Source organism: Nocardioides jiangsuensis, from assembly GCF_019679455.1.
In the GTDB taxonomy this organism is placed as follows: Bacteria; Actinomycetota; Actinomycetes; order Propionibacteriales; family Nocardioidaceae; genus Nocardioides_C; species Nocardioides_C jiangsuensis.
Genome location: NZ_JAIEZQ010000002.1, coordinates 306,813 through 321,815 on the forward strand (window position 1 = coordinate 306,813; position 15,003 = coordinate 321,815).

13 protein-coding genes are annotated in these 15,003 nt (G+C 74.1%); 7 read left to right on the forward strand and 6 right to left on the reverse strand.

Translation table 11 applies throughout. The annotated features are described in order from the left end of the window. Window positions 1-19: 19 nt before the first annotated feature. On the reverse strand, window positions 20-2,011 hold the full coding sequence (locus tag K1X13_RS09920) for a beta-propeller domain-containing protein (protein WP_221024925.1): 1,992 nt from the start codon (window positions 2,009-2,011) through the stop codon (window positions 20-22). A gap of 141 nt (window positions 2,012-2,152) precedes the next feature. Here K1X13_RS09920 and K1X13_RS09925 point away from each other — a divergent pair, with 141 nt between their 5' ends. The 7 genes from K1X13_RS09925 (at window position 2,153) to K1X13_RS09955 (ending at window position 11,149) form a co-directional block, all read left to right on the forward strand. Then, window positions 2,153-3,337, forward strand: coding sequence for a saccharopine dehydrogenase family protein (locus K1X13_RS09925; RefSeq protein ID WP_221024926.1), 1,185 nt, complete (start codon window positions 2,153-2,155; stop codon window positions 3,335-3,337). Between the two features lie 135 nt (window positions 3,338-3,472). Beyond that, window positions 3,473-4,165 (forward strand): hypothetical protein, encoded by a 693-nt coding sequence (locus tag K1X13_RS09930; protein WP_221024927.1) that lies wholly within the window; start codon window positions 3,473-3,475, stop codon window positions 4,163-4,165. A gap of 249 nt (window positions 4,166-4,414) precedes the next feature. Continuing rightward, a complete protein-coding gene (locus tag K1X13_RS19110; RefSeq protein WP_225914932.1) occupies window positions 4,415-5,821 on the forward strand; it encodes a lytic murein transglycosylase in 1,407 nt (468 codons plus the stop codon). Window positions 5,822-5,931: 110 nt separating this feature from the next. Then, window positions 5,932-7,944 (forward strand): acyltransferase family protein, encoded by a 2,013-nt coding sequence (locus K1X13_RS09940; RefSeq protein ID WP_221024928.1) that lies wholly within the window; start codon window positions 5,932-5,934, stop codon window positions 7,942-7,944. Between the two features lie 60 nt (window positions 7,945-8,004). Continuing rightward, window positions 8,005-9,516 (forward strand): LVIVD repeat-containing protein, encoded by a 1,512-nt coding sequence (locus tag K1X13_RS09945; RefSeq protein WP_221024929.1) that lies wholly within the window; start codon window positions 8,005-8,007, stop codon window positions 9,514-9,516. A 9-nt stretch (window positions 9,517-9,525) separates the two neighbouring features. Continuing rightward, window positions 9,526-10,344: a DUF72 domain-containing protein gene (locus tag K1X13_RS09950; RefSeq protein ID WP_221024930.1), complete on the forward strand. Its 819-nt coding sequence runs from the start codon at window positions 9,526-9,528 to the stop codon at window positions 10,342-10,344. Window positions 10,345-10,405: 61 nt separating this feature from the next. Further along, window positions 10,406-11,149, forward strand: coding sequence for a lipoate--protein ligase family protein (locus tag K1X13_RS09955; RefSeq protein ID WP_221024931.1), 744 nt, complete (start codon window positions 10,406-10,408; stop codon window positions 11,147-11,149). A gap of 24 nt (window positions 11,150-11,173) precedes the next feature. Here K1X13_RS09955 and K1X13_RS09960 read toward each other — a convergent pair whose 3' ends face one another. From K1X13_RS09960 to K1X13_RS09980, 5 genes are all read right to left on the reverse strand, one after another. Continuing rightward, window positions 11,174-11,980, reverse strand: a complete 807-nt coding sequence (locus K1X13_RS09960) for a GNAT family N-acetyltransferase (RefSeq protein ID WP_221024932.1) — start codon at window positions 11,978-11,980, stop codon at window positions 11,174-11,176. 111 nt (window positions 11,981-12,091) lie between these two features. Further along, entirely contained in the window at window positions 12,092-13,741 is a 1,650-nt protein-coding gene (locus K1X13_RS09965; RefSeq protein ID WP_221024933.1) for a phosphodiester glycosidase family protein, read from the reverse strand. Window positions 13,742-13,840: 99 nt separating this feature from the next. Next, window positions 13,841-14,086: a DUF6458 family protein gene (locus K1X13_RS09970; RefSeq protein ID WP_221024934.1), complete on the reverse strand. Its 246-nt coding sequence runs from the start codon at window positions 14,084-14,086 to the stop codon at window positions 13,841-13,843. Between the two features lie 134 nt (window positions 14,087-14,220). Then, window positions 14,221-14,529: a hypothetical protein gene (locus tag K1X13_RS09975; RefSeq protein WP_221024935.1), complete on the reverse strand. Its 309-nt coding sequence runs from the start codon at window positions 14,527-14,529 to the stop codon at window positions 14,221-14,223. 63 nt (window positions 14,530-14,592) lie between these two features. Then, window positions 14,593-15,003: a VOC family protein gene (locus tag K1X13_RS09980; RefSeq protein ID WP_221024936.1), complete on the reverse strand. Its 411-nt coding sequence runs from the start codon at window positions 15,001-15,003 to the stop codon at window positions 14,593-14,595.

The following is a 15,003-nucleotide window of genomic DNA, read 5'->3' on the forward strand; positions in this document are numbered from 1 at the left end:
GCGCCGTCCGGCAGCAACCTCACAGCGTCAGCAGGTCGACCTCGCCGCGGGCCACGACCGCCACCCGACCGTCGTCGAGCGGCAGCGTCCGCACCGACAGAGCGTCCCAGCCGGCCACCACCGTGCTGGAGCGCGGCGCCAGCGTGCCGTCCTCGCCGAGCCCCATCACCACGAGCCGGCTGCGCCCGTGCCGGTAGTCCTGCAGCGTGGCCAGCACCGTGCGCCGCTCGGGCAGGTAGGTGAACCCGCGCGGGTCCCAGGCCGCGGTGAACTCGGCGCCCTCGCCGAACGCCTCCGTGTCGACCCGGTCCGGCCGGGCCAGGTCGCGCAGGTCGAACACCGCGGCCTGCGCGAAGCGGCTGACACCCTGCCGGTCCGCGTGCTGCCCGAGGCCGAGCAGGAGGCCGTCGCCGACCGGGTGCAGGTACGACGAGAAGCCGGGGATCTTGAGCGCGCCGAGCACCCGGGGCGCCTCGGGGTCGGCGAGGTCCACGGCATACAGCGGGTCGGTCCTCCGGAAGGTGACCACGACCGCGAGGTCGCCGAACCAGCGGACGGACTGGATCTGCTCGTCGACGCCGAGCCCGTCGACCCGGCCGACCTCGGTCAGCCGGTCCCCGCGCTCGGCGAGCACGGTGACCGCGTTCTCGCGCGGGGTCCAGGAGTCCCGGCCGAGCGCGGTGGCCACGCGCAGGTTCCCGTCGTGCTCGCTCATCGACCAGCGGTCCACGACCAGGCCGCGGACCCGGCCGGAGGCGACGTAGCGGGTGGAGAGCCCGTCGAGCTCGAACGCGTGCACCCGCGTGGACAGCGGCGGCGGCCGCCGTACCCGCGCGGGCTCACCGGCGACCAGCGAGTCGCGGACGCCCCACCATCCCCAGCCCTGGTCGGTGGTGGCCAGGTAGAGCCGGTCCGCGGAGGAGTAGACGGTCTCGCCGGACGCGGTGACCCCGGTGGTACGACGGGCTGCCGGGTCGTCCGCGCGGAAGGAGACCACGCTGACCGTCCCGAAGCCGGCACCGGCCTCGGGGTGCTCCACGGCGTCGCAGCCCATCAGCCGCTCCCCGGCCGCCGGACGGTCCGGGCGCTGCTCCGTCGACCGGCCCACCGGCTGCCCCGTGACCGCCCCCGGATCGCCGGTGCTCACCCGCGGGAGCCAGTCGTCGACCGTGCTCTCGCGGAGCAGGCGGCGGTTCTCGCGGGTCGCCTCCCGCTCGGTGCGCACCCGGTCGGGGTAGACGAAGTCGATGGCGGGCGTGGTCCTGGAGACGACCAGGCGTACGACGTCACCGTACTGCCGCGCGGAGACCAGGCCGCCGCCGTAGGTCGCGTCGTGCACGACGGCCGGCGCCGTGGGGTCGCCGAGGTCGACCACCAGGGCCCGGGTCGACGAGGGCTCCGGCAGGATCGACCGGTCGAGCATCAGCCCGCCGTCACCGCCGGGGCCGGCCAGGTACCCGGACGGCTGGCCGAGCACCACGGCCCGGTCGCCGACGAGCAGCAGCTCGGGGGCGCCCAGGGCGCGGGGGAGCGGCAGCCGGGAGAGCTCCCGGGGCTTCTCCCCGGAGACGTCGGTGACGACCAGGAACGGGCCGTCGACGTGGACGACGAGCGACCCGTCGGTCTTGGCCAGGTCGGGCTCGTCGACCCCGGCCTCCTGCACGTTCGTGCCGGTGGCGCCGGAGCCGACCGCGTCGGACACACCGGCCGCGGAGTCGGCCTCGACGGCTCCCGCCGCGGTCCGCATCCCGTACACGACCGGCGGTCCGCCGAGGCCCCACGGGCCGACGTGCGGCATGGCCTCGTCGACGTACCACCGCCGCAGCTCCTCGCAGCCCTCGAACGGTCGGAGCCCCGCCGCCGCGGCCGGAGGGGTGCCGAGCGGCGGGGCCACGAGCACCGGGGCGACGAGCACGGCGAGTGAGGCGCCGACCACGCCGGTGGTGACCAGCGCGACGCCCAGCGCGCCCACCGACAGGCCGGCGCCGAGTACTGCCGTGGTGCGTCGCATCAGGAGTCCCTCTCACCCCCGCCGGCGTCCGTCCGCCGGTCCCTGTGGTGGGACGCACGTTGTCGCCGGGCGGTTCCACCCGCCAGAGTGTGCGACCAGACCGGTGCCGCCTGGCGCCGGCGGACCGGGAGGCAGCACACCGTGGCAGACCAGCGTGAGTACGACCTCGTCCTCTTCGGCGCGACCGGGTTCACCGGGGGCCTGACCGCGGAGTACCTCGCCCGTCACGTCCCCGCCGGCTGCCGCTGGGCGCTGGCCGGGCGCAACCCGGCGAAGCTCGAGGACGTCCGCCGGCGGCTGGCCGCGATCACCCCCGGCCTGGAGGACCTCCCGCTGCTGCACGCCGACGCCACCGACCCGGCCTCCCTCGCCGCGGTCGCGGGCGCCGCGCGGGTGGTGGTCACGACGGTCGGCCCCTACATCGAGTACGGCGAGCCGCTGGTCGCCGCGTGCGCCGAGGCGGGCACCGACTACGTCGACCTGACCGGCGAGCCGGAGTTCGCCGACCTCATGTACGTGCGGCACCACACGCGCGCGACCCAGACCGGAGCCCGCATCGTGCACGCCTGCGGCTTCGACTCCGTCCCGCACGACCTCGGGGTGCTGTTCACCGTGCAGCAGCTGCCCGAGGGCGTGCCGCTGCGGGTGCGCGGCATGCTGCGGGCCGGTGGCACGTTCTCCGGCGGGACCTTCCACTCCGCGGTCACCGCGTTCTCCCGCGGCCGGCAGACGAAGCAGGCGTCTGCGGCCCGCCGGAAGGCCGAGCCCCGTCCCGCGGACCGTCGCGTCCGGGCCGGCGCGCGGCCCCCGCACCGCGACGCCGCGACCGGCTGGTGGCTCGTGCCGCTGCCGACCATCGACCCGCTCGTGGTGAAGCGCTCCGCGGCGGCCCTCGAGCGCTACGGCCCCGACTTCGAGTACGCCCACTACGCCGCGGTGAAGCGGCTGCCGACCGTGGTCGGCGGCATCGCCGGGATGGGCGCCCTGGTCGCCGCCGCGCAGGTGCCGCCGCTGCGCCGGCTGATCCTGAGCCGGGTGCCGCAGGGGGAGGGGCCGAGCGAGGAGCGCCGCGCCCGGTCCTGGTTCTCCGTGCGGTTCGTGGGCGAAGGCGGCGGCCGCCGGGTCCGGACCGAGGTGTCCGGGGGCGACCCGGGCTACGGAGAGACGGCGAAGATGCTCGCCGAGTCCGCGCTCTGCCTGGCCTTCGACGACAACCCGCCCAGCGCGGGCTGCGTGACCACCGCGGTGGCCATGGGCGACCGGCTCATCGGCCGCCTGGTGAAGGCCGGGATCGGCTTCGAGGTGCTCGAGGACGCCCCGGTCTGACCCCCTTTGCGGTCGGCCCGGAGCCCCGCTCCGGATGCCCCGGTTCGTCCCCTTGACGGGGGTCCGGATGCGCGGATGATCAGGAGTGAGCGGGGCTTTCCCCGTGGTGCGTCCCTCCGGAGTAAAGGAGTTGTCATGACGGAGCGCCACGAGCTTCGATGGGGTGGTTTCGCCGGCTTCGCGTTCGTCGTACTCGCTGTAGTCGCGGCACTGATGCCCGGGCTCCCGCCCCGCGTCACGGCCTCGGCGGACGAGATCTCGAGCTACGTCGCCGACGGTCAGGGGCGGCTCATGGTCGCCGCCCTGTTGTGGGCGGTCTCTGCCGCCCTGGTGATCTGGTTCGCCGCGGCGTTCGCCGAGGCTCTGCGTGAGCGCGAGGAGCGCAGCGACGTGCACATCGCGCTGATGGCAGGCGCCGTGCTGCTCGGCACCGCGATCTTCATGTACGGCGTCGCCCTGGCCGTGGTGGCCAACGGCCTCACCGGGCGTGACGTCGCGCTGACGGTGGGTGTCTTCCAGGCCACGATGGTCCTCAACGCGATGATCGGTCTCGCGGCCGCCGTACCGCTGACGGCCGCCGGGATGGGGGTGCTGCGCACCCGGATGCTGCCCGACTGGCTGGGGTACGTCGCCCTCGCCGCGGCCGTCATCTCGGGCATCACGGCGCTGACGATCTTCGCCACCAGCGGGTCGTTCGTGCCCGGTGGGTCCTACCTGCCGATCGTCACGCTGGTCGCCGGAGGCATCTTCGTGCTCTCCGCGAGCGGCTACATGGCGCGCGAGCACCTGCCGAGCGCGGTGCCGATGGGACAGATGCGGACCCAGTGACCCTCTCCCGCGGCCACGCCACGACCTCCGGGCCGGGCGTGGCCGTTCCCTGTCCGCACACACGGAACCGCCCTCGCCTCGCTCCGGAGCCATGCCGAGGGCCGGTCGGCCCGTCCCGCATGCCCGGTCGGGCCATGCTGCCCGGTGCCTCCGGGCCATGTTGGAGGGGTTTGCCCGGAACCGCTGCGATGCCCGGAAACCGTGCTTACGGTGGAGGGACAAAGACTGACATGCAGGGGGTTCTCGACCATGCGGCACCGTTCCACACACCGGAGCGCGGCAGCGTGCGCCGGGTTCACCCTGATGCTGCTGCCGGCCGTCGCGACGACGGCAGGGGGCACCGCGACCCTCGACCCGGTGGTGCCCCGGGCGAGGGCCGCGGCTGCCGTGGCCGAGGCCGACCTCGACTGGTCGCTGGCCAGCCGCTCCGGCGCGCGCACCGCCGAGACCGCGCCCGCCGCGAGGCCGGTGCGGGCCCGTACCGGCGGTGCCGGAGTGACCGCCGGCGACGTCCGGGTCAGCGGGCCCAAGGGCACCCGGGTGTGGACCGCGAGCGCGATGGCCGACCACGGCCTGCCGCTCGCCGCGGCCCGGGCCTACCGCTCCGCGGCCCGGCAGACGGCGGTCACGGACCCCGCCTGCCAGCTGCCGTGGACGCTGCTCGCGGGCATCGGCCGGGTGGAGTCCGACCACGGGCGGTACGGCGGATCGCGGCTCGGCGCCGACGGCGTCTCGCGTCCGCTGATCATCGGGGTGCAGCTCAACGGGGCGGGGCCGGTGGCCGCGATCCGCGACACCGACGACGGCCGCTACGACGGCGACAGGGTCTGGGACCGCGCGGTCGGCCCGATGCAGTTCATCCCGTCCACGTGGGACGGCGCGGCCCGCGACGGGGACGGCGACGGCCGCCGTTCGCCGAACGACCTCGACGACGCCGCGCTCGCCGCCGCCGGCTACCTCTGCTCGGGGTCCGGCAGCGTGCTCGGCGAGACCGCGATGGCCGCCGCGATCTACCGCTACAACCAGGACGACTACTACGTCGCGCTGGTGATGGCCTTCGAGCGCGGCTACCGCACCGGCGTCTTCGTGATGCCGCCCCCGCCGGTCGAGGAGGAGCCCGTCCGCGCCGACGGGAAGCGAGGCAGGGACCGCGACCGGAAGCAGGTCGCCGCCGCGGCCTCGAAGGCCACGAAGTCCGGCGGCGGGGCCACGACGGGTCAGGCGGGCTCGAAGTCCGGCCAGAAGTCCGGCCAGGACGGTGGCGGTGACGGCGGTGGTACGTCGACCGGCGGCACCGGCCCCGCACCGGCCCCGGAGCCGGACGAGCCCGCCCCGAGCCCGAAGCCGACGCCCAAGCCGAGCCCGACCCCGGCGCCGAGCCCCGAGCCGGAGCCGGAACCCGCGGGCCCGGAGGAGGTCAAGGGCGTGTTCCAGGCGTGCTCGGGCGGCTACTGCCTCGGCAACCTCGCGGTCGCCCTGGGCGCGGCGGCCGACCTCGACGCCCCGGCGTCCGGCGACTACAACGGCGACGGCGCGACCGGGACGAACGGCGAGGAGCTGACCCCGCTGCTCGGCACGTCGGTGACCATGGTGGTGGAGAAGCAGGCGTCCGGCCCGGCGGTGGTGCACAGCATCAACGGGGTCGCGCTGGGCTAGTCCGGCACGCCCCAGGGGCGGTCTGACCGAAAAAATCCGGGTGAACCTGGTCACGGACACCGCGTCCCAACTGCGTGGAAGGCCCCGGTCCCTTCCTATACTCAGTCGGCATGTCCTGGTCCTACCGCCCCGCGCTCGACGGCCTCCGCACCATCGCGGTGTACCTCGTGCTGCTCTTCCACACCGGCCTCCCCGTGGCCGGTGGCGGATTCGTGGGCGTGGACCTCTTCTTCGTGCTGTCCGGCTTCCTGGTCTCGAACGTCATCCTGAGCGAGATCGACCGGACCGGCACCCTGCGGATCGGGAAGTTCTACTCCCGCCGGGTGCGCCGGCTGCTGCCCGCCGCGGTGGCGGTGGTGGTGGCCACCTGCGCGGTCTTCGTGCTGATCTCCTCGGTCACCCGGCGGCTGCCGCTGATCGGTGACGCCCAGGCTGCCCTGCTCTACGTGGCCAACTGGCGGTTCCTGGCGCAGTCGAGCGACTACTTCGCCACCGACGTCGAGGAGAGCCCGTTCCTGCACTTCTGGTCGCTGGCGATCGAGGAGCAGTTCTACTTCGTCTTCCCGATCCTGCTCCTGCTGCTCACCAAGGCCACCCGCCGGTGGGGGTGGGCGCTGCTGGCAGCGCTGGGCGCGCTCTTCGCGCTGTCGCTGGGCTCGCAGCTCTACTGGGCCCAGGTCGACACCAACCACGCCTACTACGGCACCGACGCCCGGCTCTACCAGCTGCTGGCCGGTGTGCTGCTGACCGTCGCGCTGCGCACCTGGCACGTGCAGGTACGGCGCCGCACCGCCGAGCTGCTCGCGGTCGGGGGGCTCGTGCTGCTGCTCGTGCTCGGCAGCGGCCTGCCGCCGCTCTCCCCGTCGTGGCGCGGGATCGGCGCGATGGTGGCCTCGGTGCTGCTGATCGCCGGCCTCAGCCTGCGCGACGACGGCGTCCTGGCCCGTGGGCTCGCCCGCCCGGTCCCGGTCTTCCTGGGTCGGATCTCCTACGGCACCTACCTGTGGCACTGGCCGGTCATCCTCGTCCTGGAGGAGGTCCTGGTGGTGAGCCCGAAGATCGTCGCGGTGCTCGCCGTGGGCGTCGCGACCGGTCTGGCCGCGGCGTCGTACGAGGTGCTGGAGATGCCGATCCGGAAGAACGGCTTCCTCGACCGGTTCCAGTGGAACACCGCCGTCACCGGCGTCGCGGTGAGCGCGCTCGTCGCGGTGACCCTCGTGCCCTGGGCGCTGCAGCTGGACCGCAAGCCCGCCCTTGCCGCGCTCGACTCCGCCTCCGGCGTGGCCGGGGTGGCGACGGGCAAGCCGACCCGGCTGCCCGCGGACGTCGACTGGGCGAAGGTGGAGGACGACATCGGCGACGAGGGCTCCTGCTCCGCCGCGGACGTCGCCCGGTGCACGGTCGTGGACGGGTCGGGCCCCCACGTGCTGCTCGTCGGGGACAGCCAGGCCCAGATGCTGGTGCCGATGTTCGAGTCGATCGCCGAGAAGCACGACCTGCGGCTGTCGCTGAACGTGCAGGCAGGCTGCCCGTGGCAGGAGGGCCTGGCGAACAAGAAGTCCTCCGAGAAGGAGGCCCAGAAGTGCGAGGACGGCCGGGTCGGCTGGTACGACGAGGTGCTGCCCGAGCTCGACCCCGACGTCGTGGTCCTGGTCAGCCGGCCGCGCGACGAGCCGCAGTGGGCGCGCACCATCGTCCGTCGTGACGGCCGGGAGCAGCCGCTCGAGCAGATGACCGCGGAGACGTCGCGCGAGACCCTGGCCAAGGTGGAGAAGGTCGCCGACGACACGGTGCTGGTCGAGCGGATGATCATGCCGGAGACCTTCGACCCCGACGAGTGCCTGACCTCGGCGTCCGAACCGTCCGCGTGCGCGGTCCCGGTGCCGCTCGGCACCAGCCCCACCGACGCGTTGTACATCGCCGCGGCCGCCGAGGACCCGGCGCTGCACACCGTCGACCTGAACCCGGCGTTCTGCCCCGGCGCCCCGGTCTGCCAGCCGGTCGTCGGCGGCGAGATCGTCTGGCGCGACGACCACCACGTCACCGCGCAGTACGCCGTCTCCCGCCGCGACCAGGTCTGGAAGCTGCTGGAGAAGACCGGCGTCTTCGGCGCCGCGGGGTAACCGCCGGCCGCCTGCGTCGTTGGAGGGACAGGACCGGTTCCCCACGGCGAAGGCGGCGACATGACCCGACGGCCTGTTCTCGGCGGCATCCTCGGTACGGCGGCGCTCGCGCTGACCCTGCTCCCGGCGGCCCCCGCGTCCGCGCACGGTGGTGACGGCGGGGACGAGGTCGGCGACCTCCCCACGAACACCCGGGAAGCCTCCGTGGCGGAGTCCGGCGAGGGGGTGGCCATGTCCCACGTCGCGAACCTGCAGTACACCCCGTCCGGCACCGCCCAGAACGGCTCCGACGTCGAGTTCCTCAAGATCGGCCGGTCGGAGTACGCGCTGGCGGGCACCCTGCGTGAGGGCCTCCAGATCATCGACATCACCCATCCGGACAGCCCCTCGGTGGCCGCGGTCTATGACTGCGACATCAGCCAGGGCGACATCCAGGTGTGGCGGCATGGCGACCGGGTCCTGGCCAGCTACACCGCCGACGGCACCTTCGGCGAGGCCGGCGCCGCGTCGCGGTGCGGACGGGACCTCGAGCTCGACCCCACCGCGTCGGGCACGGTGATCGTGGACCTCACCACCCCGACCCAGCCGCAGACGGTCAGCTACCTGCACGTGCCGCGCGGCTCGCACAACATGACCGTCCACCCCAGTGGCGACTACCTGTACAACTCCAACTCCGACCTGGTCACGAGCACCGCCCCGGCGATCACCATCTACGACATCTCCCAGCCGGAGATGCCGCGCAAGGTGCAGGACTACCCGATCCCGTTCGTGCCGCTCTCCCTCGGCTCCGAGTCCCACGACATCACCTTCAACGCCGACGGCACCCGCGCCTACTCCGCGGCGCTCTCGCAGACCCTGGTGCTCGACACCACGGACCCGGAGAAGCCCGAGCAGGTGGCACAGATCCTCGACCCGGCGATCAACGTGGCGCACCAGGCCGACCCCGTCACGCTGACCCGTGAAGACGGCAGCGAGCGCGAGGTTCTCGTGGTCACCGACGAGCGAGCCGGCGCGGCAGCCAGCGCGGAGTGTCCAGGCGGCGGCCTGCATCTCTACGACATCACCGGGCAGAAGGAACGGTCTCCGGAGAAGATCGGCACCTGGTTCATCCCCGCCGTCCAGCCGCAGGACGGGGCTACCTGCACCTCACACGTGCTGAGGGTCTACCCGGAGCAGGAGATGCTCACGATCGCCTGGTACGCGCAGGGCGTGCGCGTGCTGGACATCTCCGGCCTCGCCGACGTGGAGGGGTCGCCGGCGAGCGTCGGGATCGGTGACGGAGTCGGCATGCGCGAGGTCGGCAGCTACGTGCTGCCCGACTCCGACACCTGGTCCTTCAAGACCAACCGGATCGCGGCCGACGGCTCCTTCTACGGCTACGGCAACGACCTGGTGCGCGGCTTCGACGTCTACCGGTTCGACGGCGCCGGGCTCAGCGTCCCGCCGCTGGAGCCGACCGACCTGGCTCCCGGTCCCGCCCGGCGCGGCGGCCGTAACCTGGCCGGGGTCGCGATCGTGGCGCCGGCGCTGCTGGCGGCCGCGGCCGTACGACGTCGCCGCCGCGCGTCCTAGTCTGGGCGGATGGGCCGTGTCCGCGTCGGGATCTCCGGGTGGAACTACGCCGGCTGGCGTGGCGACTTCTACCCGCGCGGCCTCGTGCAGCGCGAGGAGCTGGCGTACGCCGCGTCCCGGCTGACCTCGATCGAGATCAACGGCTCGTTCTACTCCCTGCAGCGGCCGTCGAGCTACACGTCCTGGCGGGAGCAGACGCCCGACGACTTCGTGTTCGCGGTCAAGGGCGGCCGGTTCATCACGCACATGAAGAAGCTGGCCGACGTCGAGGCGCCGTTGGCCAACTTCTTCGCCTCCGGCCTGCTCGCGCTGGGCCCCAAGCTCGGACCGGTGCTGTGGCAGCTGCCGCCGAACCTCGGGTACGACGAGGAGCGGCTCGCCGGGTTCTTCGCCCAGCTGCCGCGGACGACGGGAGAGGCGGCCGAGCTCGCCAAGCACCACGACGCCAAGGTGCCCGAGGACCGGGCGCTCACCGTCGCCGAGGACGACCGGCCGATGCGCCATGCGCTGGAGGTCCGGCACGCCAGCTTCGCGGAGCCGGCCGCGGCGGAGCTGCTGCGGGCCCACGACGTCGGGTTCGTGGTCGCGGACACCGCGGGCAGGTGGCCGTTCGTGGAGGAGCGCACGAGCGACTTCCGCTACGTGCGGCTGCACGGCGACGCCGAGCTCTACGCGAGCGGCTACAGCGCGCAGGCGTTGGACAGGTGGGCGGCGAAGGTGCGGGACTGGGCCGACGCCGGCGAGGACGTGTTCGTGTACTTCGACAACGACGTGAAGGGGTACGCCCCGCACGACGCGATGGCCCTGCTCGAGCGGCTCTCCGGCTGAGCGACGTCGCCGGGCGGGCGGCCTCCGGGCGACCTCGGGGCGGGCGCCGTACAGTCTGCGCGTGGACCTGCTGCGTGGTGCCCTGCCCGGTGACGACCCGGCGCTGGAGATGGCGACCGCCCAGGCGCTCCTGCGGCGGGTGAGCCGCGGGGAGTCCGGGCCGGTGCTGCGCGTCTACCGGCCCCGCTCGCCGGCGGTCGCGTTCGGGCGCCGGGACGTGCGGCTGCCCCGGTTCGACGAGGCGGTCTCGCTGGTGCGCGACGCCGGGTTCGCGCCCGTCGTCCGGGCTCCGGGCGGCCGGGCGGTGGCCTACACCCGGGAAGCACTGGTCGTCGACCACGTCGGGCCCGACCCGGACTGGCCGTCGCGGATGGAGGACCGGTTCCGCTCCGAGGGAGCGCTCTGGGCCGCCGTGCTGCGCGGGCTCGGGGTGGACGCCCGGGTCGGCGAGGTGCCGGGGGAGTACTGCCCCGGCTCGCACAGCGTGAACGCGCGGGGCCGGGTGAAGGTCGTCGGCACCGCGCAGCGGATGGTGCGAGGCGCGTGGCTGTTCAGCGCGGTGCTGGTGCACGACGACGCCGCGCTGCTCAGGCCGCTGGTCGGCAAGGTGTACGGCACGCTGGGCCTGCCCTTCGACGACGGGTCGCTCGGGTCGGTCGTCGAGGAGGTTCCCGGCCTGTCGCTGGACCGGGTCGAGGAGGCGGTGCTGGCGGCGTACGACGACCGGGTCGGTCTCACCGACGCGACGATGCCCGCGGCCGTGCTCGCCGAGGCGGCGGGGCTGCGCGACGCCCACGCGCTGTGACGGGCGGCCGTGCGGGGTGCACGGTCAGGGGCGCAGCCAGGCGGTCCAACGCTCGACAGGGATGAACCCCATGCCCTCGTAGACCGGCCGGCCCTCGTCGCTCGACATCAGCACCACCGGGCTGTCCGGCTCCGCGAGCGTCGCGGCCCACGTGACCGCGGCGCCGGCGCCGCGTCCGCGCGCGTTGGGCAGCGCGGCGACGTACTCCACGAGCGTCACGTCGGTGTGCCGGAACGCGGCCGCGACCGAGGCCGGCTGGCCGTCGACGTGTCCGAGCCACACCCGGGTGAGCCCGTCGAGGATCGCCGGCGCGAGCAGCGACCCGGGCGTGAGCGGCTCGAGCTCGGGCATCGGGTAGCCACGGACCAGGACCTGCTCGGCGACCGCGAGCTCCTCGGCGGTCCCGACCTCGCGCACCTCGACGCCGTGCGGCGCCGGCATCTCGTGGTGCGCCGGGAAGCGGACCATCAGCGGAGGGTGGCCGAGGAGAACGAGCCCCTGCGGACGGAGGTCCGGCGTGGGCCAGGGGCTGACCAGGCAGTAGGGCACGTGCGCCGGGATCATCTCGCCGATCTCGGCCGTGACCGCGGCCGGGTCGTCGAGCGGCTGGAGCAGCATCACCAGGTTGGTGAGCGGGCCGCGGTCGCCGACCCAGCCTCCGGCCCAGCGGTCGGTGTGCCGCCAGGGCCGGCCCAGCGCCCGGGCCACCTCGACCGGCCAGGACGCGTGCGCCAGCACCGCCTGCCGCACCAGCGTGTCGTCGGCGGGCACGTCGGGCTCCCAGCCCGTGATGAGGTGCTCGTTCTCGTCGGGGATGATCGAGGAGGTCATGGTTCCGATCATGCTCCCGCGGCGCCGGGTCCGTCACCGGTGTGGAGGACAAGAGGTGCCGCGCACGCGTCGTGGGTACACTCCCTCCGGCCGCTCGAGTGGCGGTCGCGGTCAGCGGCCGGGGAGCACCAGCAGCGCGTCACCCACGGGGCGCTCGCCGGTCGTGTCGGAGGGGTGGGAGGCCAGCTGCCCGTCCACGGCGAGCGTGGTGGAGCCCCCGCCGTCGAGGTTGAGCGCGTCGACCAGGCCGAGGGATCGGGCCACGTCGGCGGCTTCGGGGATGCTGAGCCCGAGGTCGTCGGTCGAACGGCCGTCGACGGTGACCAGCACGGTCCGGCCCCGGTCGTCGACGCCGGCGAAGGTGCGCGGGTTGCGCTTGAGGAACCAGCCGTAGGCGAAGCTCGGCTCGCCCGGATGCACCATGCCGTCCCGCCGCTGGGTGATCTCGACCCGACCGTCGCGCACCAGCTGCGGCCCGCCGTTGACGACCATGGTCCCGCCCGGGGTGGGGAGGGTCTCGCCGGCGCCGTCCACGAGGCGGTCGCGTACGTCGAGGTGGTCGCCGACCTCGACCGTGCCCAGCCGTTCGGCCGTCTCCCCTGTGGCCTGCAGGGAGGTCTGGCCGGCGGCGAGCGTCGTGCCCCGGCTCTGCGCAACCGCACGGACCACGCGGTCGGGGCCGAGGACCACCTCGACGCCCGGGCCCGCCGGCGTCGTCGGGCCGTACGCCGGGGTGAAGGCGACCAGCTCGCTCGCGTCGGTGCAGGTGACGTCGTGCAGCGGCAGGGCGGTGGGCGCGTCGCTCGGCTCGCCGCCACAGTTGCGGACCAGGCCCGGCACGCGGTTCACGCCGTCCAGGGGCAACCGCCGGTCGTCGATCTCGGCGCGCGAGGCCCAGGTGAGCCGCTCCACGGCGGTTCCGCGCCCGTCGGGCCGCAGGACGAGGGCCGGCCGGTCGCCGACGGGCTCGGACAGCAGCTGCCCGTCGTACACGCCGGTGCCCGCCGGGTCACCGGGTGCGCCGGCGTTCGGGTCGAGGACGAAGAAACCGCCGTTGACGCCGACCGTCGCCCCGGCCGCGCGGGCCAGCGCGGAGGTGGTCTCTCGGCCGTAGAGGTCGGGGCCGTACGACGCCTCGAGGCTGCCCTGGAGCCGCCGGGGGTCGACCCGGACCACGTTCACGTGCCAGGGCCCGAGGTCGTCGGCCTCCCCGTCCCACCCGGTGAACACGCTGCTCGCCGCGTGACCGGCCGCGGCGAGCTCGGCCCGGGCCGCGTCGGCCTCGGCCTTCGACGGGTAGGAGCCGACGCGGACCCGGTAGCCGAGCGTGCCCGCCGGCACGTCCGCGGTCCGGGGATGCGTGACCTCCTCGACCCGGGCCGGGTACCCGTCGGCGCGGAGCCGGTCCGCGAGCGCCTGCGCGCTGTCCGCGTCACTGAGGCTCTGCGGCGGCGCATCGGGGTCCGGGGAGGTCGAGGTGGCGGGGATCAGCGCCTCGAGGGTCCACACGTGGGACGGGTCGGTCCGCCCGCGGGTGATCTGGGTGAGGGAGACCCCGGGCTGCAGCACCCGGGTCGACCGGGTCTCGGGGAGGTCGGCCGGGCCCAGGTCGAGGGGCGTCGGGGTGGGTCGTGGGCTCGCGAGCGCTGCGGGCGCCGTACGGCTGGGCTCCTCCGCGGAGGCGGTGAACGGTGCCTGGGTGGCGAGCGTGCAGGCCGCGAGCAGCAGGGCGGCGCCACGGCGGTTACGGGTCGTCGTCATGGCCGCGAACGTACGGAGGGCAGGCGACGCCGCAGCGGCCTGGAGGTGGCCGGGGCCTGAACGCGGCCCCTACCGGTGGCGGCCGGAGGATCCGGGCGGCTAGTCGACGCGCCGGTCGGTCACGTGCTCCTGCACGGTGTGGGTCGGCTGGTTCGGGTCCATGGACTCGTCCACCCGCGTGACGACGTGCTCCCGCTTCGTGCCGCGCCGGGCGTGCGCGATGACCGCGCCGCCGGCCACCATGAAGATCAGGCCCACCACCTGCAGGTCGACGACCGAGGACTCGGCGCGCACGGCGAAGGTGAGTATCGCGCCGAGCACCACGAGGCTGATTCCCGGTCCCACGTCGACTCCCTTCCGTCGGGACAGCATCCGGAGGTCCGCTGTCCGCTGTGAGGTCTTAACGTGCCCAACCGGACCCGCGACGAAACGGAGCGGCGGCGACCCGTCGCGTCCTGGCCGGGTTTCCAGCGGAGGGCTCAGCCTCCGGCGCCAGGCTGGTGCGCCTGCTCGACGAGGAAGACCGCGTGCGAGTGGTCGGCTCCGACGCGGCGGAACAGCTCCAGGGCGGCCGGCGGCTCGGAGCTGTCCCGCACCCCCTCCAGCGCCGCGCGGTCACGCCACAGCGTCTGGATCTGCCAGCGGCCGTCCTGGCCGCGCAACAGCTCGGTGCGCACGATCCCGTCGGGCATCGGGCGGCCGGTGAGCTCACGGAAGCCGTCCGTGAGCTCGGGCTCGCGCGCGGCGTCGACGGTCGCGGTGACGGTGGTCAGGATCTGTGCGGACATCGGCCTCTCCTCGAGTCGAGACCGATCATCCACGAAGCCGGCGGCGCGGGAGGGCGAAATGCCTCACGCCTGGGGTGCCTGGGCGATCCGGATCATGTTGCCCGACGGGTCGCGGACGGCGCAGTCGCGGGCACCCCAGGGCTGGTCGGACGGTTCCTGGAGCACGTCCGCCCCGGACGCGCGTACCTTCTCGAAGGTCGCGTCAAGGTCCGTCGTACGGAAGATCAGGCCGTTCAGCGAGCCCTTGGTCAGCAGCGCCATCAGGGCGTCGCCGTCGACGGGCGGGCGGCCGGCATGCGGCTCGGTGAGCACGATCTCGACGTCCGGCTGCGACGGCGTCGTGAGGGTCAGCCAGCGGAAGCCGTCGGAGGAGACGTCGTTGCGCAGCTCGAGCCCGAGGACGTCGCGGTAGAACGCCAACGCCAGGTCGGGGTCGTGCACGGTCACGAAGCAGTGGGAGAGCGAAAGGTCCAT

Excerpts from the sequence above, each read along its gene's own strand:
- K1X13_RS09920 (WP_221024925.1), bottom strand. The coding sequence starts at position 2,011 with ATGCGACGCACCACGGCAGTACTCGGCGCCGGCCTGTCGGTGGGCGCG.
- K1X13_RS09930 (WP_221024927.1), top strand. The coding sequence starts at position 3,473 with ATGACGGAGCGCCACGAGCTTCGATGGGGTGGTTTCGCCGGCTTCGCG.
- K1X13_RS19110 (WP_225914932.1), top strand. The coding sequence starts at position 4,415 with ATGCGGCACCGTTCCACACACCGGAGCGCGGCAGCGTGCGCCGGGTTC.
- K1X13_RS09940 (WP_221024928.1), top strand. The coding sequence starts at position 5,932 with ATGTCCTGGTCCTACCGCCCCGCGCTCGACGGCCTCCGCACCATCGCG.
- K1X13_RS09945 (WP_221024929.1), top strand. The coding sequence starts at position 8,005 with ATGACCCGACGGCCTGTTCTCGGCGGCATCCTCGGTACGGCGGCGCTC.
- K1X13_RS09950 (WP_221024930.1), top strand. The coding sequence starts at position 9,526 with ATGGGCCGTGTCCGCGTCGGGATCTCCGGGTGGAACTACGCCGGCTGG.
- K1X13_RS09960 (WP_221024932.1), bottom strand. The coding sequence starts at position 11,980 with ATGACCTCCTCGATCATCCCCGACGAGAACGAGCACCTCATCACGGGC.
- K1X13_RS09965 (WP_221024933.1), bottom strand. The coding sequence starts at position 13,741 with ATGACGACGACCCGTAACCGCCGTGGCGCCGCCCTGCTGCTCGCGGCC.
- K1X13_RS09975 (WP_221024935.1), bottom strand. The coding sequence starts at position 14,529 with ATGTCCGCACAGATCCTGACCACCGTCACCGCGACCGTCGACGCCGCG.
- K1X13_RS09980 (WP_221024936.1), bottom strand. The coding sequence starts at position 15,003 with ATGGACCTTTCGCTCTCCCACTGCTTCGTGACCGTGCACGACCCCGAC.